The organism is Saccharopolyspora antibiotica (genome assembly GCF_047200635.1).
Lineage (GTDB): Bacteria > Actinomycetota > Actinomycetes > Mycobacteriales > Pseudonocardiaceae > Saccharopolyspora_C.
Genome location: NZ_JBJZOI010000003.1, coordinates 78,425 through 99,075, shown reverse-complemented (window position 1 = coordinate 99,075; position 20,651 = coordinate 78,425). Strand labels below are relative to the sequence as shown.

16 protein-coding genes and 1 CRISPR repeat array are annotated in these 20,651 nt (G+C 70.7%); of the genes, 15 read left to right on the top strand and 1 reads right to left on the bottom strand.

The window, feature by feature from the left end; translation table 11 throughout:
• Positions 1–1,270: 1,270 nt before the first annotated feature.
• Together ACL03H_RS02650 and ACL03H_RS02645 are read left to right on the top strand one after the other, a co-directional pair.
• Entirely contained in the window at positions 1,271–2,650 is a 1,380-nt protein-coding gene (locus tag ACL03H_RS02650; protein ID WP_412809582.1) for a hypothetical protein, read from the top strand.
• 584 nt (positions 2,651–3,234) lie between these two features.
• Complete coding sequence (locus ACL03H_RS02645) at positions 3,235–3,561, top strand: hypothetical protein (protein ID WP_412809418.1); 327 nt, start codon at positions 3,235–3,237, stop codon at positions 3,559–3,561.
• 192 nt (positions 3,562–3,753) lie between these two features.
• On the opposite strand, the gene ACL03H_RS02640 is transcribed toward ACL03H_RS02645, so the two are convergent.
• The gene (locus tag ACL03H_RS02640; protein ID WP_412809417.1) at positions 3,754–4,767 is read right to left on the bottom strand and encodes a hypothetical protein; all 1,014 of its coding nucleotides are present in this window, start codon (positions 4,765–4,767) and stop codon (positions 3,754–3,756) included.
• Between the two features lie 554 nt (positions 4,768–5,321).
• Here ACL03H_RS02640 and ACL03H_RS02635 point away from each other — a divergent pair.
• The 13 genes from ACL03H_RS02635 (at position 5,322) to ACL03H_RS02575 (ending at position 20,619) form a co-directional block, all read left to right on the top strand.
• Positions 5,322–6,338 (top strand): Lrp/AsnC family transcriptional regulator, encoded by a 1,017-nt coding sequence (locus tag ACL03H_RS02635; RefSeq protein WP_412809416.1) that lies wholly within the window; start codon positions 5,322–5,324, stop codon positions 6,336–6,338.
• A 10-nt stretch (positions 6,339–6,348) separates the two neighbouring features.
• Positions 6,349–7,275 carry a polysaccharide deacetylase family protein gene (locus ACL03H_RS02630; RefSeq protein ID WP_412809415.1) on the top strand — a complete coding sequence of 309 codons (927 nt, stop codon included), beginning with the start codon at positions 6,349–6,351 and terminating at the stop codon, positions 7,273–7,275.
• A complete protein-coding gene (locus ACL03H_RS02625) occupies positions 7,272–8,564 on the top strand; it encodes an MFS transporter (RefSeq protein WP_412809414.1) in 1,293 nt (430 codons plus the stop codon). Before ACL03H_RS02630 ends, ACL03H_RS02625 begins: the two co-directional genes overlap by 4 nt.
• Positions 8,561–9,331 (top strand): SDR family NAD(P)-dependent oxidoreductase, encoded by a 771-nt coding sequence (locus ACL03H_RS02620; protein WP_412809413.1) that lies wholly within the window; start codon positions 8,561–8,563, stop codon positions 9,329–9,331. Before ACL03H_RS02625 ends, ACL03H_RS02620 begins: the two co-directional genes overlap by 4 nt.
• The gene (locus tag ACL03H_RS02615) at positions 9,328–10,353 is read left to right on the top strand and encodes a ketopantoate reductase family protein (protein ID WP_412809412.1); all 1,026 of its coding nucleotides are present in this window, start codon (positions 9,328–9,330) and stop codon (positions 10,351–10,353) included. Before ACL03H_RS02620 ends, ACL03H_RS02615 begins: the two co-directional genes overlap by 4 nt.
• Positions 10,350–11,489 (top strand): M20 family metallopeptidase, encoded by a 1,140-nt coding sequence (locus tag ACL03H_RS02610; protein ID WP_412809411.1) that lies wholly within the window; start codon positions 10,350–10,352, stop codon positions 11,487–11,489. The genes ACL03H_RS02615 and ACL03H_RS02610 overlap by 4 nt, the downstream gene beginning before the upstream one ends.
• Before the next feature lie 58 nt (positions 11,490–11,547).
• A CRISPR array of direct repeats spans positions 11,548–12,308; the repeat unit is 29 nt; unit sequence CGGAACACCTCCACGTGCGTGGAGAGCAC.
• A 687-nt stretch (positions 12,309–12,995) separates the two neighbouring features.
• Positions 12,996–13,433, top strand: a complete 438-nt coding sequence (locus ACL03H_RS02605; RefSeq protein WP_412809410.1) for an HIT family protein — start codon at positions 12,996–12,998, stop codon at positions 13,431–13,433.
• A gap of 50 nt (positions 13,434–13,483) precedes the next feature.
• A complete protein-coding gene (locus ACL03H_RS02600; RefSeq protein WP_412809409.1) occupies positions 13,484–13,885 on the top strand; it encodes a DoxX family protein in 402 nt (133 codons plus the stop codon).
• A gap of 872 nt (positions 13,886–14,757) precedes the next feature.
• Positions 14,758–15,228, top strand: coding sequence for an STAS domain-containing protein (locus ACL03H_RS02595; RefSeq protein ID WP_412809408.1), 471 nt, complete (start codon positions 14,758–14,760; stop codon positions 15,226–15,228).
• 374 nt (positions 15,229–15,602) lie between these two features.
• Positions 15,603–16,613, top strand: a complete 1,011-nt coding sequence (locus ACL03H_RS02590) for an acyl-CoA dehydrogenase family protein (protein ID WP_412809407.1) — start codon at positions 15,603–15,605, stop codon at positions 16,611–16,613.
• Positions 16,614–16,696: 83 nt separating this feature from the next.
• Entirely contained in the window at positions 16,697–17,893 is a 1,197-nt protein-coding gene (locus ACL03H_RS02585) for a PIG-L family deacetylase (RefSeq protein ID WP_412809406.1), read from the top strand.
• A complete protein-coding gene (locus ACL03H_RS02580; protein WP_412809405.1) occupies positions 17,890–18,654 on the top strand; it encodes a glycosyltransferase family 2 protein in 765 nt (254 codons plus the stop codon). The genes ACL03H_RS02585 and ACL03H_RS02580 overlap by 4 nt, the downstream gene beginning before the upstream one ends.
• 336 nt (positions 18,655–18,990) lie before the next feature.
• On the top strand, positions 18,991–20,619 hold the full coding sequence (locus tag ACL03H_RS02575; RefSeq protein ID WP_412809404.1) for an alpha/beta hydrolase: 1,629 nt from the start codon (positions 18,991–18,993) through the stop codon (positions 20,617–20,619).
• The last annotated feature ends 32 nt before the right edge of the window (positions 20,620–20,651 follow it).

The window sequence follows — 20,651 nt, the reverse complement described above, 5'->3', positions numbered from 1 at the left end:
ATTACCGACCACCACCAACCCATCACAACGAGGCTACCGCAGGTACCCGTCATCCCCGTCGCATCCGTTGCGGGACGGCCCCGGCTATACGCGGGCGGCGTCCTCAACAGCCCGGCCGCACGACCTTGTGTCCCGAACGCAGGTCCTGCGGCCGGGCTCCCCACCATCCGAACTTGCCGAGCCTCGCTGTTTCCCCTTCTGCTCATCGTTTTCAGAGATGCGGATCGGCGGCCGCACGAGTCTCCGGTGAGCACGGCCAGAACGGTCATACCTGATGACACCCAGGAACTACGGGCTGCCGTGCGCGTGGCCCGAAGTTCACGAACTCGCCGGACCCCTAGAGCAGCCATGTCGAACGACTCCGGGCATCGCGGACACACGATAGCGACGAAGTTCAGGTGCTTCCCTCTGCTCACGTAGGGCCGCAGCAGCGTATGGAGAACGCCCCGGCAGTTCGGGCATTGCCTGATGATCTCGCGGTCGTACTTCCACCCAGGTTCCCGGAATCGGCGCAGCCCAGGACTGATCTGGACGCCCCAACGGTCACGCGCGACTCCCGCAACCGTCGTGTCCGCACCATCCTCGTCATCATCGGACGTGACCTGCTTGTTCACCAGAAAAGCCCTCCACAGACACTGCCAGCGTCCAGCTAAGCACCCTACAGTAACCGAACCGAACATGAAGTTGCACCCGTTTGCGATCATCGCAGGAAGTCCGTTTTATCCACCGCCGGGCAGCTATCAGGTAGCCGACTCTTCTCGAAAGAATATCTCGAGCTCGATGCGAAGCACCGCCAGATCCACATCATCCCCGCCAGATCAGTGCACAGGAGGTGTGACCGACGCCGGAGGCCTGCCACCCCGCGGGTCCTGCTGCCGCGATGGGGGACTAATCGGCGCGTTCCGGGCTGGTGAACGCGATCCCGCGTCGCCGCAGGACAGTGCGGTTTGACAGGTGCGATGAGCCCTGTCGGCCACTACGCGGTCCGGCTTGCTGCGGGGACACAGCCAGACCCGGTAGTGCACAACTCCTTCGCGATGAAGCTTCGTTCGAACAGGTCGAAATCCTTGAACGGACGGACCCAGTACCGAGACCCACACGGCCGTTTTGAACGTTCACCGCCGAGAACTACCCAAGGAGGGCCTGTCTCAGATTTCCGAAACTCCTCACTCGTTGAGCGGAAGCGCACGTGCGATCTACAACGTATCGTTGTGTGTCGGTGTTGATCACGCGGCGCTGACTCCAGTCGGCCGAGGGCACGATAAGGGGAATAGTGTTAAAGTCCACAGACAACGTGCTAAGGGATCTGGCGAAACGCTCGAACGTATCCCTCCACTCGGATTCCGGGCTGGTTGACGCTGTGGCCGCCGCCGCAGCGGACGACGATGAGAGACGCTCGAAGAAGCAAGCTGAGGAGAACAGCGCGAAGGACGAGGTCGCCGTCCTTCGGCGGAAACCTGAACTCAAGCCGATACATGTGCGGGGAGACGAATCCGCTCAGCTGACTCCGTGGAACGTGCTGCACATGTTCGGCCGAGCCATCGCGCTGGCAAGACGAGGTGCCGCGCGCGGACTCGCCGAGCACTGGGGCGCGCTGAAGTACAGCCAGGCACTGACTGGCGACACCGGTTCCTTCATGAAGCTGTCCACTGAGGGCAAAGAGACGGCGGACTACTACAAGCACACCCAATCGAGTGAGCTCGGCGTCGGCTTCGCTCTGGCACTGGCCCGCCGCATTCTAGAACAGCACCATCCGGACCGCGTCGTCTCCATCGTGCCCGCAGACACGGCGCTGCGTGCCGGGTGGGCCCTGAGCAGCCGGGAAAGGGGACACCGACAGAAATATCGGTACCGCCCGCAGTTCTTCGCCGAGCTGTGGAAACCCGGATCCCCTTCGCTGGTGCTTCCGATCGCGTGCAAGGGCAACCACAGCAACGCCGCGTACTCCCACGGCCAACTCGCCTCCGCATCGGCTCACGTCGAGGCCGTTCACATCGGAACCTGGAACGAGACCCCTGCCCTGGTCTTCAGCACCCAACTACCCGTGGACGGGCCCGTCACCGTGCACGCCCTCTGCGCCGAGGGAAGCGGCGGCTGGCTCAGCAGTCCAAACGCTGCGAGTGGTGACCTGGACGTCGAGCTCAGCGACACGAACCACTACCCTCAAATCGCACTGCCCGCTACCGGCGATGAGCCCCCTGCCTCGATCCCCGGCTTCCACGTCACGCGAGAGCGGTACGAGTGGTTCGGGCAGGTCCTCGCGCGCACAGCCGCCGCTGGCCTGACGGCCTTCGCCGGCCACAGCAAAGCGACCGTCCAATACTTGACCGAACGCCAAGGAAGGAAGCACTTCACCGGCTTCGCCCACGCTGCCGCCGGTAGCGTTCAGGATGCGAAACACACACTCCTCGGTATTCACTTCGTCGGCACCGACCATGTCTTCCGGCTGAACGGGATCCGCGTCGAGGCCTTCTCTGGCGTAGAGACCGACCTGTTCGGTCATCTTACTCACGGACGAGTGGAACAACACCGCCGCGAGATCTACGCACACCGCTCCGTCTGGCCCAGCGACTCCTGGGACGAATCGTGGGGCGGCCCGGTGTCAATCCATCCGGACGGAACTGTGCTCGCCATGCGCCTGCTCCCCTGACGTGACGATCCGGCACGAGGCCGCAAGGCCGGGCCACTGACTGCAAGCACAGCAATACTTCCCGAAACAGTCGGCTCTAGTGGATAGGTCGAATTCCACCCCACAAGGTGCTTGAGGACCGATCTCGACCCGGTCGACCAGGCAAAACAGGTCCGAAGCACCATCTGATCTCCGCCGGAGGAACGAAGGCGCTGTTCATAGCCGTGAGACACCGATCATGCCAGTGACTACGAACGGCTGGGGCTTTGGTTCGGCTCCGGCCTCGGATACGCACGCGTAGCGGATTCGCTACCGCAATATGGATCCTACGATGTAGTCGCCATGGCGGTGAGCGCTTCGGGCGCTGCCGCCTTGCTGTGTTGTTCGGCCGCCTGTGGTGGTGGTCGTCGTGAGTGAGCGGCCGATGACCGGGGTGGTCCCGCCGAGGAGTTCGGCATCCGGTCGGCCCCACGCGAACGGGCGTGTTCGCCGCGAGCTACCGCTGCCGGAACTCGCACAACCCCGCCAAACGGGTACCCAAGGCGAGAAGGTTGCCCATCACACGACGCGACCTACCCGACTCCGGACTCACCGAGAGCAACCACGTGGCAAGCACCACTGGAAACGACCCACTGCTCGACGCGCTCCTGATCCGGCTGCGCACCGAGACCGCCTGCCGCCGGGGCGGAGCGCTGGCTCTCACGGCACGAGATCTGGATCCACAGCAGTGCCTGGTGCTGTTGAAAGAGAAGGGCGACACGGCTCGTTGGCAACCGGTCTCACCGACGTTGATGCGCGGACTCCAAGAACACGCCGAACACCGCAGTGCCGCCGCGTCCGGCGGGCCACTCCTGCGCTACCGCAACGACGACCCCATCACCACCCGTCGCTACGACCACCTCTGGACCCGCATCGGACGCCACCTGCCCTGAGCCGCCACTCAACGAATCAGCACCCACCGGCTCCGCCACACCGGCTCCACCCCGAGCGGGCCCAACACATTTCCTCGCACTCGGGACACCCGAGGTGGTAGCGGGAGATCACGGAGCCGGATTACCGAAACCTGCGTGCCTGCCCATTGCTCTGACGGTGCCCAGGCCAGCGGCGGCGATGTGCCTCGGAAATCACTCAGCCACGGCCTTGAGGACCTCGGGGTCGTGGCAGGGCTCGGGCCAGAGCAAGAGTTCGTAGTGGTCGTCGCCGTCGAGGCCGTCGTCGGAGAGGGTGTCCAGGCCCCCCAAGTGGTGGCGCACCCGGTAGCTCCCAGGGCGCACCTGGATTTCGATGGCCTTGCTCTCCGCCGCGGTAGGCCCGTTCAGGACAAGGACTCCGCTAGGAGATTCGATGCTCGCTTCCACGACGTGGTCCCATCCCTGCTGCACGTACTGATCCGGCTCCTGGGCGAGCAGCTCCAGGACGAAGGACACCTTCGCGCTGCGTGCGGTGCCCAAGCCGATCAGCGTCGGCTCGTCGAGGTCGGAGCCGATACGCAGATCCAGCAGCTGATCGGTCCACTCCTCGGACACGTCGAACGTCGCGTCGGCCTGATCAAACAGGTAGATCTGCCCGTAGTCGGCAACGAGCTGGAGTTCCGCGCGGGTCGGCTTCTGCTCTCCGCCTAGCTGCACGTTCGCTCCTTTGGGAAGGTCGTGGACATGTCGCGCGAGTGGACCGCGGATCCGCATGGCCTCCACGGCGTCGATGCTGGTGACGTTGTTGCGATCGTACGTTCCGCCGAGCACGAAGAACCGGCGAGGGATGAGTCGCTGTTGCATCGTCAACGCGCCGAACTCGTCCTGCCACGAGGTTGCGAAGCCGTGCGCGCCGCGAACGTTGGGGTCGGCGAGCAGCCACTCCGCCCAATCCTGCAAGGACGAGCCGATACTGGCGCGCTGCCCGTTCTCCGGGGCGAACGTGACTACGGTCCGGTTACTGGTGATCGCGAACTGGAGATCGAAGAGGTCTTGGCCGAAGCAGAAGAGATCATCGGCGAGAACCCCTAGGTGTCCTTCCACGCGCGAGTGCGGCGAATTCCACTCCGCCAGCTCGGGACCAATGCCGCCCGCACCACCACGGAACACCTGAACAGCCGCGTTGAACAAGGCAAAGCCGTTGCGCTGCAACAGCAGCGCGCTCAACTCGCCCAGCGGACCAGAGCTGGGGCTGCCCGGTTGGGCCCGAACGGCCCCTTGGACATCAGGATCAGGTTCAGCAACGGGTCACCCATCGCGATCACCCGACCACGAATCGGACGACGTCACCATCGTCCACGGTGCGCATCTGCCGCCCCATCGAAGCGCCGGCCGCCTGGGATCGCCGAGGCCGGATCAGCGGCCGTGCCGCGTTGGGGGTGAGGAGGCGCTCGTGTGGGCACACTGCGTGACGACGTACCTACCGAGGACCTCGTCGCCCACGCTAGGCGGCAGGACGTGCTCCTCGACGGCCTGCGCATTCCTCCAGGCGTGAATCGGCGGCTTCCGGCCCAACGCCGAGGCTGAGCCCGGCCGGATCCGCACGAATTTGCTGATCTTGCGGTGGGATCCGGCGCGGGCGTGACGTTCCCCCGGATGCCACAGGAGTGCGGGTTTTCGATGGATCGGCGACGAATTTCGGGAACATGGTCCGCTGCTGACGATGTCGATGCAGGATTCCCGCATTGACCGGGTGCGACTCGCTGTCTAGCGTCCGCCGCATGAATTCCGGGCAGCACGCCGAACAGGTCGACGAGATGGATCGCCGCATCATCGCGGCGCTGCAGCTCAACGGCCGCGCGTCGTGGAGCGCCATCGCGCGCTGGGCCGGAGCCAGCGAGACCACCGTGCAACGCCGGTTCACCGCCCTGCACGAACGCGGGCTGGTGCGGGTCGTCGGCGTCGTCGACCTGGACCGCACCGCCGCGGGTTCCTCCATGCTGGTGCGCATCCAGGCGAAGCCGGGCAAGGGGTGGGAGCTGGCGGAGCAGCTGGCCACCCATCCGGACGCCCGGTTCCTCGCGGTGGTCACCGGCACCGCCGACCTGATCGTCGACTTCGTCGCGCACGACAACGACGAGCTGCTGCGGCTGCTGTTCACCAACCTCCCCGGTGCGGGACTCATCGCGGGCACCGAGAGCGTCGCGGTGATCCGCACCTTCACCACCGCCCCCGCCTGGGACACCGGCTTGCTGCCGGACGAGGCGGTGGACGATCTCCGGCATTCGCGGACGCCCGTCTACGAGCGCGCGGAGTGGGGGAAACCGGCGCGGGAGCTGAGCGACCTCGAGCGCGCGGTCGCCGAGCAGCTCGCCGCCGACGGGCGGTTGCCGGTGAGCGTGCTCGCGCGACACCTCGGTTGCAGCGAATCCAGCGCGGCACGAGCCCTGGACCGGTTGCTGAGCTCGTACAGCGTCCAGTTCCGCACGCTGGTCGAACCCGAAGTCCTCGGCTACGGCGTGGAGTTCATGCTGTGGCTCTCGATCCACCCCGGAAACCTCGACGCCGCCGGGCGGCGGCTCGCCGCGCACCCCGGCACGAAGTTCCTCGCCGCGGCCACCGGCCGGTTCAACCTGGTGGGGCAGATGGTGCTGCCCACCAAGGCGGACCTGTTCGACTACACCACCGAGGTCATCGGCACCCTGCCCGGCTTGCACGCCTCGGACATCACGCTGCACCTGGCCACGCTCAAACGCGCCTGGACCCCGGTGAGCGGCTTCGAACCAACCCGACCGTGAGGGAGGAACCGTGTCCTCGACCGAACCTGCCGCTGCGTGGCAGTGGCCGGAGCAGACGTGGCGCGGCCACGTCGAGGCGGTGCGCGCCGGACGGCGGCTCGTCCCGCAGGAGTGGCCCGGCGGGGCGCGCGCCGCGGTGGCGCTGTCCTTCGACTCCGACCACGAGACGATCCCGTTGCGGGACGCGGAAACCAGCCCGGGCCGGCTCGCGCAAGGCGAGTACGGATCTCGGGTGGGCGCTGCCCGCGTCCTGGAACTGCTGGCCGACGCCGGGGCTCCGGCGACGTTCTTCATGCCCGGCGTGTCCGCGCTGCTGCACCCCGATGAGCCGAAGGACTACGTGGCGGCAGGGCACGAGATCGGGGTGCACGGCTGGATACACGAGCGCAACACCCTGCTGGGCAAGCAGGACGAGCGGGCGCTGACCGTCCGGGCGCTGGACGCGCTCACCGAGCTCACCGGCGTCCGGCCCGTCGGGATCCGCACCCCGTCCTGGGACTTCAGCGAGTCCACGCTGGACGTCGTGCTCGAGCTCGGGTTCGAGTACGACTCGTCGCTGATGGCCGACGACGAACCGTACGAGATCGTCGCGAACGGCGCGGCGACCGGACTCGTCGAGATCCCGGTCGACTGGATCCGGGACGACGCCCCCTACTTCACCATGGACCGCTACGGCTCGGTGCGCCCGCACTCGCGCCCGCGGGACGTCCTGGAGATCTGGATCGACGAGTTCGACGCGGCCTACCGCGCGGGCGGTGTCTTCCAGCTCACGATGCACCCGCACGTCATCGGCCACCGCTCGCGGCTGGTGGTGCTTCGGGAACTGCTCGACCACATCAAGGCGCACCGGGACGTCCGGTTCGTCACGCACGCCGAACTCGCCTCCACCGCTCGCGCCGAGGCCCGGCGGCTCGATTCCCCCGGAGTGACGCCATGATCGGTGCACCAGAGGTCTCCACCTCGAAGACCACCCCCGCACAGCGCAAGGCGATCGTCGCGGGCACCATCGGCAACACCGTCGAATGGGTCGACTGGGCGCTGTACTCGGTGTTCGCGAAGATCATCGCGGTGGAGTTCTTCCCCGCCGGTGACGAGACCGCGGCTCTGCTGTCGACGCTGGCGGTGTTCGCGATCGGCTTCGTGATGCGGCCGATCGGGGCCGCGGTGCTCGGCGCCTACGCCGACCGGCAGGGGCGCAAGAAGGGCCTGGCCCTCACCATCGGGCTGATGGCCGGGGCGTCGTTCCTGATCGCGCTCACCCCGACTTACGCGGCCGTCGGTCTGCTGGCGCCGGTGGTGCTGCTGCTCGCCCGGCTGCTCCAAGGGTTCGCGGCGGGCGGGGAATTCGGCTCCTCCGCGGCGTTCCTGGTGGAATCCGCCGGCGCCGGGCGCCGCGCGTTCGCCGGTTCCTGGCAGCAGGTCTCGGTCGCCGGGGGCGTGCTGATCGCCTCCCTGATCGGCACCGTGGCCACCTCGACCCTCAGCGACGCGGCCCTGCACAGCTGGGGCTGGCGCGTCGCGTTCGTCCTCGGCGGGCTGCTCGGCCTGGTGGGGCTGTGGCTGCGGACCTCGGTGGAGGACACCGCATCGTTCACCACGGCCGCCTCCAGCGGGCGCACGAAGACGAACCCGCTGCGCACGATGTTCGTCGACCACCCCATCGCCGCGCTGCGCGTCGCGGGCATCACCATCGCGGGAACGCTGACCTACTACATCTGGGTCAACTACCTGCCGACCTACGCGAACCTGGTCACCGGGATCCCGCTCTCGCAGGCCCTGCTGTCGCAGACGTTGAGCCTCGTCGTGTTCGTGGTGCTGCTGCCGTTCGTCGGCCTGCTGTCGGACAAGGTCGGGCGCAAGCCCACCCTGGCCGCGTTCGCCGGCGGGTTCGTGCTGCTGTCCTGGCCGCTGCTGCACCTGCTGCAGAACAACTTCTGGAGCGTGTTCGCGGTGCAGCTCGCCGGAATGCTGCTGGTGCTGGGCTATTCGGCGAACTGCGCGGTGATCATGGCCGAGCAGTTCCCACCGGAGGTCCGGGCGACGGGAATCGCACTGCCCTACGCCCTGTCGGTGGCCCTGTTCGGCGGGACCGCGCCGTACATCACGACCTGGCTCAACGACATCGGCCACCACGACCTGCTATGGCTGTACGTGTCCGGGGCGGCGCTGATCTCCCTCGTCATCTACCTGACCATGCCGGAGACCAAGGACCAGGAGTTCGAGTGACGACCCACGTGCTCGTGACGGGCGCCGCGAGCGGGATCGGGCGTGCGGTCGCGGCCGACTTCGCCGCCCGCGCGGACTGCGTCGTCACCTCCGTCGACATCGACCGGGAACGGCTGGCGGCCGCGCCGGGGGTCCCGGTGCCCGCCGACCTCACCGACCCGGGGACGCCCCAACGGATCCTGGAACAAGCGTGGCGCCGGGCACCGGTGGACGTGCTGGTCAACGCGGCCGGGATCTACCCCTCGCTGGACATGCTGGACGTGGACGCCGAGCGGTGGGACCGGGTGTTCGCGCTCAACGCGCGGGCCCCGGTGCTGGCCACCACGGCGTTCGGCGGGCTGGCGATCGCGGAGGGCCGCGGCGGCGCGGTCGTGAACATCTCCTCCGGCGCGGCCCTGCGGCCGCGGCCGGGTGGCGGCCCCTACGCCGCGTCGAAGGCGGCCTTGGAGATGGCCACCCGCGCCGCGGCCCTGGAACTCGGTCCGCACGGCATCCGGGTCAACGCCGTCAGCCCCGGCTTCGTCGCGGTCGACAGCGAGTGCAACCCGGTCGCCGACGAGTACGCGGCGGCCGTGTCGGTGAACCCGCTCGGGCGGCCCGGTGAGCCGGCGGACGTCGCGCGCGCGGTGCGCTGGCTGGCCGGGCCCGAATCGTCGTGGATCACCGGCGAGATCGTGCGCGTCGACGGCGGCTCCAACGCCGGGGCGGCACACCTCCCGCGGCTGTGGCCGCCGCGGGACCACGAACAGGAAGGACGCGGGGAATGACCCACGCCGCATACGCGGTGCTCGGCGGAGGTGCGATCGGCGGGACTCTCGCCTACCACCTGGTGCGCGCCGGACACCCGGTGACCGTGATCGACGCCGATGCCGAGCACGTGGCCGCCATCCAGGAACACGGCCTCCGCCTCGACCGCCCCGGCGGGAGCGACGCGGTGCCCGTGCACGCCACCACCCCCGAGGGTTTCACCGGGCCGCTCGACCGCGTACTGCTGGCGGTCAAGGCGCAGGCCACCGCAGCGGCCGCCGACTGGATCGCCCCGCGCCTCGCCGCGGACGGCTACGTGGTCTCGGTGCAGAACGGGTTCAACGAGCCGGTGCTGGCCGAGCGGATCGGCTGGCCGCGCACCGTCGCCGCCTTCGTCAACATCTTCGCCGACCGGACCGCGCCCGGAGTGATCGCGGACGGCGGTGCGGGCGCGCTAGTCGTGGGCGAGCCCGGCGGCGGTCCGGTGTCCGAACGGGTGCGGGAGCTCGCCCGGGACCTCAACGCCTGGGGTCCCGCGCGGGTCAGCGACAACGTCGAAGGATTCCTGTGGGCCAAGGCCGGTTTCGGCGCGATGCTCGCCGCGACCGCGCTCGCCGACGACGCGATGGCGGACCTGATCGACCGGCACCCGGCGACGATGTGCGCGTTGACCGAGGAGGTGTTCGACGTGGCGGAGGCGCTGGACGTGCGGCTCGAACCGTTCGACGCGTTCGCGCCGAACGCCTTCGCCCGCGGCGCCGATCCGGCGGAACGGGCGGCGGCCATCGCAGGGCTCACCGGGTGGCTGCGGACCCAGCCGAAGAACCGCAGCGGCATCTGGCGGGACCTCGCGGTGCGGCGCCGCGCCGTCGAGGTCACCACGCACTACGCCACCGTCCTCGAGGAAGCCGATCGCGTCGGTGTGGGCGTACCGGTGCTGCGGGCGCTGCTGGACATGCTCCGCGAACTCGAAGCGGACCCGGACTCGATGTCCGAGCACCGCATCGCGGAACTCGGCGGACTCGTGCGGAGCCAGGCGTGACCGGGGTGGCGGCCTGGCTGGCCGCGCACCGGGACGAGATGATCGCCGACCTCGCCGAATACGTCGGACACGAGAGCTCCAGCGACGACCTCGCCGCCCTGGACACCTGCCTGCGCTGGGTGCGCGACTGGCTCGATCACAGGCTGGGACCGCCCGCTTCGGACGAGTGGTTAACCAGGGACACCACCGGCGACGTCCTCGTCCGGCACTACGCGGGTACCGGTGCACCGGTGCTGCTGCTCGCGCACTACGACACCGTGTGGCCCACCGGCACCCTCGCCGGCTGGCCGTTCCAGGTCGACGGCGACCGGATGACCGGCCCCGGGGTGTTCGACATGAAGGCCGGGCTGGTGCAGGCGGTGTGGGCGGTGCGCGCCCTCGACGAGCTGGGGTTGCCGCGACCGGCGTTCACGCTGGTGCTCAACGGGGACGAGGAGACCGGCAGCCTCGCGTCCTCCGACGTCATCGTCGCCGAAGCAGGGCGGGCCCGACCCGCCCTGGTCTTCGAGGCCAGCGCGGACGGCGCGCTCAAGACCGCGCGCAAAGGCGTCGGCCTGTTCACCGTGACCGCCACCGGCGAGGAAGCGCACGCCGGACTCGACCCGACCGCGGGCGCCAGCGCGATCCGGGAACTGGCCCACCAGGTGCTGCGCCTGCACGGCTGGACCGACCTCGACGTCGGAACCTCGGTGAACGTCGGGCTGATCGAGGGCGGGACGGGTGCCAACGTGACCGCCGGCCGAGCCGTCGCCCGCATCGACGTCCGGGTCAGCAGCGAAGCGGAACGCGGCCGCATCGCCGCGCTGCTGGCGGACCTCCGGCCCGTGAACCCGAAGGTGGACCTGGCGGTGACCGGCGGCTGGAACCGCCCGGTGTTCGCGCGCACGCCCGAAGTGAGCGAGCTGTTCGCGCTGGCCCGCTCCTGCGCGGAACCGCTGGGCGTGGATCTGCGGGAGGTCTCGGTCGGTGGTGCCAGCGACGGCAACTTCGTGATGGCCGCCGGAATCCCGGTGCTCGACGGCCTCGGTGCCGTCGGCGGCGGCGCGCACGCCCGCACCGAACACGCCACGATCAGCGGCCTGCTCGAACGCTCCGCCCTCACCGCCGCCTTGCTGACCGCGCTCACCGACCGCTGACCACCGATCGAGGTCGCCCGCGGCCGGTCCGGTGGGGCCGCGATCAAGCGGGGCGGGCCGGAACACCTCCACGTGCGTGGAGAGCACCGACTGCGGCGGCAGCCTCTCCTCCGTCATGGCGGAACACCTCCACGTGCGTGGAGAGCACAGCACGTCGCGACGGCTCGCGCGCATGGCAACCGGAACACCTCCACGTGCGTGGAGAGCACGCGGGCACCGGCATCGACAACACGTCGTCGGGCGGAACACCTCCACGTGCGTGGAGAGCACGACCTTGGCCTCCTGCTCACCCAGGGCCGCGCCGGAACACCTCCACGTGCGTGGAGAGCACATGCCGAGCTCGCGTGCAATCTCCACACCGGGCGGAACACCTCCACGTGCGTGGAGAGCACGTCAAGCCAGTCGCACATGTCATGCAAGGTGTCGGAACACCTCCACGTGCGTGGAGAGCACAGCTCGCTGCTGGGACTGGCTGAGGCCGAGCACGGAACACCTCCACGTGCGTGGAGAGCACTGCATGATCGCCTGACCCGACGGCTCAAGGAGCGGAACACCTCCACGTGCGTGGAGAGCACGTCGTGGCGCAGGACTCGTGGCAGTCCAGGCACGGAACACCTCCACGTGCGTGGAGAGCACGAGTTCTATCCGGGCGGTGGTTGGGCCGAGGACGGAACACCTCCACGTGCGTGGAGAGCACTTCACGATCGGGGTTCGCACCGTCGACCACGGCGGAACACCTCCACGTGCGTGGAGAGCACATCAGCTCGTTGGTGAAGGCGGTGCCGAACACCGGAACACCTCCACGTGCGTGGAGAGCACCCTTCGCGAGCTGGGGCTTTAGAAGCGGTGCCGCGCGTTTTGGAAGCTCCTCATGGTGGGACGGTAGCGCATCCCCCTCGGCAGCTCCGTGGTCAACAACATGGCATCGATTAGTCCGTTGACCGACGCCAATCGACTTCGCCCGTCCTCGGGCCGCAAGGTGATCTCATCGAGCACCGGTTTTCACGGCCAGCCGGGCGGTCCGGCCGAAGTCGGCTGGGCAGCTAACCGGCCAAGGCGCCTCGCTGAATGCGGGTGAGGAACGTCGTTCGCGTGGCGAGGTCCGGGGCCAGGACCGTCCGGGATCGCGCAGGCCACGATCGGCGCCGACGCTCGAGAAAACTCCTCGTTCGGTCAAGACACGATCGCCGCCGAAGACGCCGAGCAGTGCCGCCTGGGCTGGATTTCCCCGCACACCGACAGCTTTCTCCGGAAACCCAACGAGGACCGCTTCCGCGCGATCCTGCTCGGTGGCGTACCAACCCGGGCCATCAGCGCGATTCCCGAGCCGTGCGCGGAAATCGACGATGTCCCGCCACCGGCCGGGGCAGGGTGACATCGGACGGACGTCACGATCAACCTGGGCCCCGCGGGGCATGAGCACCGTCACTTCTCGGACGGACGGACTTGAGCGTGCCGCGGCGGCATGGCCGTCAATGGCACCACCGCACGATGCCAGGAGACCCGATGAGCACGTCCTACGATCCCGACAACGTCTTCGCGAAGATCATCCGCGGGGAGGCGCCCGCGCACACCGTCCACGAGGACGACGAGGTCATGGCCTTCCTCGATGCCTTCCCCCAGTCACCCGGGCACACGCTGGTGGTCCCGAAGAGCGGGGCTCCGCGGACCCTGCTGGACGCGAGCCCCGCGCAGCTCGGCTCGCTCGTGCGGGTCGTGCAGCGGATCGCCCGCGCGCTGACCGACGAGCTGGCCCCGGCCGGCGTTCAGGTCGTCCAGTTCAACGAGGCCGCCGCCGGACAGACCGTGTTCCACCTGCACTTCCACGTGATACCCCGCTACGCCGACCCGGCGCAGCACACCCGCGCCGGTGCACCCGGGAGCGCTGCGCAGCTCGGCGAGCTGCGCGAGCGGATCCACCGCCGCCTCGCCGCCACCCGATGAACTCCCCACCGCGACCCGCCCCGTGGTCGCCGCCGACGAACGGAACAGCCATGAGCACGGCCTCTTCTCCCGTCCGACACCGCTCCGCCGCCGGCACCGTCGCCCTCTGGGCGCTGCAGGTCCTGCTGGCCGTCGTCTTCGCGTTCATCGCGTTGCCGAAGATGCTGGGGAACCCGATCGCCCAGCCGCCGTTCGACCTGGTCGGGCTGGGGATGCCCGGCATGATCGCCGTCGGCTGGCTCGAGCTCGCCGGGGCGATCGCGCTGCTCGTCCCCCGTTTGTGCGCCCTCGCCCTGGCCTGCCAGATCCCGCTGATGGTCGGAGCGACGGGACTGACCGCCATCCAGAACCCGGAGCTGGTCGGCATCCCGGCAGTCACGCTGGCACTGGTGCTCGTCGCTGCCTGGTTCCGCCGCCACGACCTCATCGCGCTCGTCCGGATGGCGCGTTGACGGGCACCGTTCAGGGGGAGCAACGCCACCGCGATGCCGTCGGGGTGGCCGGGTCGGTGGGTCCGCGCGGGTGAGCGCGTCCGAGCTGGCGTGGGCCGCCACGCCCTGGACCGGTGGCCGTCGCACAGCGCGATCCGCTGTCGGCTCAGCGCCCGGATCCGGGTTCGGGCGCGCTGCCCGGACCGTTCGCCGGTGCTCCCCCTTTCCCATCGGGGACCTGGCCCAGCACCTCGCCGGGGTGCCGACCGGCAGCGCAGCGCGGTCACTCTCCGGCGGAGTGGTCCGCTGGTGACCGGTCCGAACGCCCTGCGGACGCCGAACTCCGGTGTGGCGGCCTCGCCGAACACGACGGGATCGGCGTCGAGCCAGGCGTGGCACCACGGTCGAGGTCTTCAGCCGCGGCACCGATCCGACGGCATCGGCCCGGTCACCGGGGGCGATGAGGGCGGCGGCGCGGGCCGCGACCGAGCTTCGGCCGCGGGCTCTCCGGGCTGAAGCCCGGGCGCGGGCTCGTGCCGTCGGGCCCGGCCGTCGACGAGGTCTTCCGCGGCGCCACCGCCACTCGCCCTGGAACCCCGGGAAGGAGTCGGGGGAGATCATCTGCCTGACCTCGGCGACCGCACCCGCGCGCGGCGTCTCCCGGACGGGTGATGTGCGGCATAGCCACGAGCCCGTGGTGGCATGTAGCGTCGGGTCAAGTCCGGTTGAGAGCACAGCTGGTTCGCAGTACCACCCGACCACGCGCGTAACTCTCCCGAACGCGGAGCTTCTTCTTCCGCCTCGATCTCCCGGCCCGGTTCGACATGAACGTCCGCGGCGACGGCATCGAGTGCCCGAGGGTCTTGCGCTGGTTGTGGAGTCAGGAGACAGCCATGACCGTGACCACCGAACCCGACACCAATCCGACCGAGCGCCCGAGCACCGTCACCCAGGACTCGGCCCTCCGGCACACGATCGAACTCGCTGGCAGCGAGGCACCCACCCCTGGATCGAGCGCGCTGCGGCTGCGGCTGAACCGCGGCACGCGCAACGTCATCGTCGTCCAGGTGAGCGGGGACCTCGACGAGGTGGGGACGGTTCGCCTGCGCGAGCTGGTGCTGCCCCGCCTGACCGCGACCGCGACCGTGCTGGTGCTCGACCTGTCGCGGACCACCTTCGTGGGGTGCGCCGCGCTGGCCCTGCTCACCGAGGTCCAACACCGCACCCGGATGACGGGCCGGCAGCTGCGGCTCGTGGGCCGGCCGCGCTGCCTGCGCCGGGCGCTGCTCGCGGGCGGGCTCACCGATCACTTCGCGCTGCACGACGACCTGGTCGGCGCGACGGCGGCTTCGGCCACTTCGTGACCGCTCACCGTGCCGGGCGGGGCGTCCCGGCCCCGGCCGGCCCGCGGCTTCCGGCGCGGTCCGGCCGCTCAGGTGTGCGCGCGGAGCGAACTGGGCAATCCCTCGACTAGGTCGGCGTCGCTCCCGGGCGAGGCCGACCCAGCGGATCGCGGTCGGAGGTCGGGATCCGCCGGGCGCGGTGGTCGCACCGGAACGCGCGTCCTCTCCCGCTGATCTCGCGCGCGGCTGGCGCGCTCGTGGCCGAGCTCGGCCGCGTCTCGATCCGACCGGGTTCGCATTCCTCCCGCCAGGCGACGGTGCGCAGCACGCCACATCGAGCACCGCGCGGGTGAACACCGCTGAACAGCAGTCGCACGAGGACGGGAAGGACGGGCATGACGGAGCTCGGCACGACGGGTCGAGAACGCGTTGCCGGGACCTCGCCCGGTCGTGCGCTGCGTGAACTGATCGAGCGCGACGCTCTCGACCTCCCGATGCCCGGTGAGGGGAACACGCGGGGGAGGTGGTCCTCGCTGGCCTCGTACGGCCGCGAGGACCTGTCGTTGGCCAGGCTGGTGGAAGGCCACACCGATGCGGTGGCCATCCTCCGCGAGGCGGGCCGGAAGCCGGTACCGGGCGCGGCCTACGGGGTGTGGGCGTCGCGCGCGGGAGGCGCCGGCGCCGTGCTCGACGACGCGGGCGGTGTGCTCACCGGGACGGTGCCGATGTGCTCGGGTGCCACTTTGGTGGACCGCGCGCTGCTCGTCGCCCGACCCGCCTCGGCGGAGGATTCCACCCGCGATGTGCTGTTCGACATCGCGGTGGAACCCGGCACCGCGCACCCGGTCCCCGGGAGTTGGCGCGCGGCGGGCATGGCCGGTTCCGACACGCTCGACGTCGTGCTGCGCGACCTTCCGCTGGCAGCGGGATCCGTGGTCGGCGAGCCCGGCTTCTACACCGGGCGGCCCGGCTTCTTCCTCGGCGGTGCCGGGGTGGCGGCGGTGTGGTTCGGGGGTGTTCTCGGCCTGTGGGACTCCGTCGTGGCGAACCTGCGGACCTCGGCCGCGGACCAGCACAAGCTGGCGCGGCTCGGCGCCCTGCGGTTGGCGGTGGAGCAGGCTGATTCCGTGCTGACGCGCACGGCCGACGGCATCGACGCCGGTTCCGGTCCCACGCCGCGAGCCGCCGCGTGGCGGTGCAGGTGCGCGGCGGAGAGCGCCGCGCGGCAGGCCCTGGACCTCGCACCCCGGCTCGCCGGTCCCGTCGCGCTCTCGCGGGACGCGCTGCTGTCCCAGCGCCTCGCTGACCTGCAGATATACGTTCGCCAGCACGCCACGGAGCGCGAGCTCGCCGACTGGGGGCGCCAGGCTCTCGAAGGAGACGGGGAAGGGAGGGGATCGAGCTGACCGCACGCGAACAACGCTGGCGCGTCGACGTGGCGAGGCGAGCCCTGCCCCGTCTCGACACCGGTGCGTGGCACCGGGTCGCGGTGATCTCAGCGCATCCGGACGACGAGAGCCTCGGCATCGGTGGTCTCGTGCAGGAGCTGCACGCGCGAGGAACGCAGGTGGAATTCGTCATCGCCACCGATGGCGAAGCGGCCTTCCCCTCGCTCGACGAGGCGGGACGCCGAGAGCTCCGCAGCACCCGGCGGCGGGAGCTGCGGGCGGCGACCGCGGCGCAGGGCATCGCCGAGCCGCGGGTCCGCTGGCTCGAATTCCCCGACTCGGGCCTGGCGGAACGGGAGGAGGAACTGGTCGAGCGACTCCGGCCGGTCCTGGCCGGGGCCGACGTGTGCCTGGCCCCGTGGCCGGGGGATCCGCATCCCGATCACCAGGCGATCGGACGCGCCGTCGTCCGGGCGGCGCAGCCCGGGGCCCGGGTGTGGACCTACCCGGTCTGGGCTTGGCACTGGCTGGACCACGAGGACCCCGCCCTCCCCTGGACCAGCGCGGCCGTCCACCCGCTCAGCGAGGAGCAGCGGCGGCGGAAGTCGGCCGCGTTGGCCGCGTTCGAGTCCCAGACGTCCGCGGGGCCGAACGCGGAGGAACCCGTTCTGCCCCCGGAGATGATGGTGCACTTCCAGCGAGACCACGAGGTGCTGTTCGCGCAGCCGCTCACCGGCGGCACGCCGCCGGAGCGCTTCGCCGAGCTCTACGACGCCCGTGCCGAACCGTGGGACGTGCGTTCCTGGTACGAACGGCGCAAGCGCGCGCTGGCGCTCGCGTGCCTGCCGGAGCCCCGGTACGGCACGGCGCTCGAACCCGCGTGCGGGACCGGAGCGCTCACCCTCCTGCTCGCGTCCCGCTGCGACCGCGTCCTGGCCTCGGACGCGAACGCCGTCGCGGTGGAGCGCGCTCGCGAGAAGCTGGCGGACGAGCGCTCCGTCTCCCTGGCGCAACGCTCGTTGCCCGCGCGCTTCGAGCGCGACTCGGCGGATCTCCTGGTGTGGAGCGAGATCCTGTACTACCTCGGTGACGACGCGCTCGGCGCGACGATCGCGCACGGACTGGACGCGCTGCGCCCGGGCGGCGACGTGCTGGCGGTGCACTGGCGGCATCGAGCCCACGACGCCCCGCGCGACGGCGCGGAGGTGCACCGGAAGCTCGAGGAGCATCCCGGCCTGTCGCTCGTCGCGTCCTGTTCGGACCGGGACTTCCTCGTGTCGGTGCTGCGGCGCCGATGAGCGACGTGGTGGCGGCCGTCGCCGTGGTCGTTCCGGCCCATGACGAGGAGGAGACCATCGCGGCGTGCGTGGGAAGCGTCCTCGACGCCGCGCACCGCTCCCGCTGGCGCCTGCCGGTGTCGGTGTGCGTCGTCGCGGATCGCTGCACCGACGGCACGGAGCAGCGCCTGCGGCACCTGGTCAGCGATGAGATCGCCCGGGTCGAGGTGCTCCCCCAGCACCGGCCGCGACCGCTCGGCGTCGTGCGCAACCTCGGCGCTCGGCGCGCCCTGGCGTCGCTGCCGCGAACACCGCTCGACCGGACGTGGCTGCTGCACACCGATGCCGACACGGCGGTGCCCGAGACGTGGATCGACGACCACCTGCGGTACGCCCACCGCGGCGCCGACGCGGTGGCCGGCCGCGCCGACGTCCAGGACTACGGCGCCATCACCGCCCGCGCCCAGCGCCGCTACCAGGAGCACGTGCGCAGCGGCGAGCACGGGCTCACGCACTGCCACGTCTACGGGGCGAACCTCGGTGTCCGCGCGAGCCTCTTCCGCGCCGTCGGCGGCTTCCCCGGGGTGGCCAACGGGGAGGATCACGGCTTGTGGGCTCGGCTGGTCGGGGCGGGCGCGTCGGTGTGCCAGCCCAACGACGTCCGCGTGCGGACCAGCGGTCGCACCCTCGGGCGGGCGTCGGGCGGACTGGCGGACCTGTTGCGGACGCTCTCCCTCGACGACTCCCGCCCGTCGCCGAGGTCCGACAGCGCGCCGCGCTGAGCAGTGCTCGGCCGCGCCGGCCGCAGCCCCCGCACCGGTCGCCGGAGAGCCGACCGGACCGCGCGGGGCCCGCTCGCGCCGTCCCGCCGTGGTCGACCGCGCGGGGCCCGATCCCCGCGAGGTGCCGGGGCGACGCGGCGACCGCCGCGGACGGGGTCGCACCGCCGGGCGCGCGCGATCCGCGCGTCGCGGCACCCACCGGCCCGAGCGGTCTCGCGCGGACGGCACCGTGATCCCGCTCGCGGCAACGGGGTCCGGAGACGTTCCTACTTTGGTCGGCCGGTCCGGACCCTTCGGCGGAGGCCGGTGACGATCGGCCTGCCTAGCGTCGATCACATGCCGTTCTCATCCCGACATTCCCGCGTGCCACCGGTGCCCGCGAAGATCGCCGCGGCGCTGGCCGTCGCCGCGCTCGCCCTCACCGGCTGCACCGACAAGACCGGCGCGGCCGCGCTGGCCCCCCTCACCGGGAACTCCGACCCGGCCGCGCCCGCGCCGACCCCGGACCCGGTCCAGTGGGCCGAGTGCGGGCAGGGACTCGACTGCGCCACCGTCGAGGTGCCGCTGGAGTACGCGGACCCCGACGGCGAGCAGATCCCCCTCGCGGTGACCCGGCACCGGGCCACCGATCCGGACCGGCGCATCGGCAGCCTGTTCATCAACCCGGGTGGCCCGGGGGTCTCGGCCACCGAGACGGTCGCGTCCATCGACGCCGCCACCGGCGCGGGCCCCTACTCGCCCGACGTCGTCGCCCAGTTCGACGTCGTCGGCGTGGATCCGCGCGGTGTTGGTGAATCCGGCGCCGTGCGCTGCCTCACCGACGAGCAGCGGGCCGAGCAGGCGGCCGAGGACCGCGACCCGAACCTCCCCGGCGGGAAGCCGTTCGACGCGCTGCTCACCGACGCCCGGACCTTCGCGGAGGGCTGCCTGGACCACCAGAGCCCCGAGTTCCTGGCGAGCTTGTCCACCGACAACGTGGCCCGGGACCTGGACCAGGTGCGCGCCGCGCTCGGCGAGGAGCAGATCACCTTCTACGGCGCCTCCTACGGCACCGTGGTGGGTCCCATGTACGCCACGCTGTTCCCCGACCGCGTCCGCCAGATGGTGATCGACGCCCCGGTCGACACCGACCTGTGGCTGAACGACCCGCTGCGGCTCCTGGACGACGTCTCCCGGTCCAACGAGGAGGTCCTCGACGCCTGGTTCGAGACCTGCCGCGCCGAGGGCGTGGCGGTCTGCCCCTTCGGCGCCGGCGACCCGGAAGCCGCGTTCGACGCCCTGATCGACGATCTGGAGGCGCAGCCGCTGCGAGTCCCGCCGCTGGAGGGCTTCACACCGGGTGGCACGCTCGACGGGGCGATGGCCCTGGAGGCCGTGCGGGGCGCCGCGGGCAACCGCGCGCTCTGGCCCGTGCTCACCGGAGGCCTGCTGGCCGCGCAGCAGGGCAACGGCACGACCCTGCACGGCCTGGCCTCGTTCATCACGGTCGCGCCGTTCGGCGGACCGTTCGCGATCCTCCAGGAGCCGCACAACGGCGTCCGGTGCGCCGACTGGCCCGAGCTGGGCGACCTGTCCGAGCACCACGCCGCGGCGGAGGAGATCGCCGAGCGCGGGGAACGGCTCGGCAGCCGGGCCGCCTACAGCGCGCTCAACTGCGCCCTGTGGCCCGTCGAGAACGAGGACCGCTTCACGCGGGAGCTCACCGGTGCCGGCGCCCCGCCGATCCTGGTGGTCGGAGGCCGGCTGGACAACGTCTCCCCGCACCACTGGGCCGAGGCCGTGGCGGAGCGGCTGGAGGGCGCCGTCCTGCTCACCCGCGAGGGCGTCGCCCACACCTCCTACCGCACCAGCGGCCCGTGCGTCGACGACGCCGTGGACGCGGCGCTGATCGACGGTGTGCTGCCGGCCGACGGCGCGGTCTGCGACGCCGAACCCCCGGGCACCACGCGGCCGCCCGGCCAGTAGCCGGGGCCGGGAGCGGTGCGGGCGGGCGCGAA